Raw genomic sequence first — 501 nt, 5'->3', positions numbered from 1 at the left:
GCCGAGGAGGCCGAGCGCCAAAAAGCAATGTGGGAGCGCCTGCGGTCGAACCAGATGATTACCAGTGAGCAAGCGAGCCCGGCCGCCGGGCACGATCAGCGGGCCCAGGCGCAGATCGCCGCCGACGGTCAGCTTGTTCCGGTGCCGGGCGCCGACAACGATCCGAACAAGGCTTTCCTCGCGCAATCAGAAAGCCATACGAATGCGATGGCGAAGGCGCGGGTTTTCCGCCGCACTGATGCGTTGATCCCCGAAGGCACGATGATCCGCGGATTTCTGGAAACCGCCATCAACACCGATCTGCCCGGCATGGTTCGCGCGGTGGCGCGCGAGGACGTCTATTCGCTCGACGGCCGCCGCATTCTGATCCCGAAAGGCTCTCGGCTCACCGGCGAGTATCGTTCCGGGATCGCGCGCGGGCAAAAGCGTGTGTTCATCGTCTGGAACCGCGTCATACGTTCCGACGGCGTGTCGGTGGACATTGCCTCGCCTGGCGCCGAC

At 64.7% G+C, this 501-nt stretch carries 1 protein-coding gene; it reads left to right on the top strand.

What is annotated here, in order from left to right; translation table 11 throughout:
* The coding region (locus EOA28_RS38030; RefSeq protein WP_148671225.1) for a TrbI/VirB10 family protein at window positions 1-501 on the top strand (501 nt) is incomplete at both ends.

This window comes from Mesorhizobium sp. M2A.F.Ca.ET.067.02.1.1 (assembly GCF_004023285.1).
Lineage (GTDB): Bacteria > Pseudomonadota > Alphaproteobacteria > Rhizobiales > Rhizobiaceae > Mesorhizobium.
This window is presented reverse-complemented; position numbering and strand designations above follow the sequence as displayed.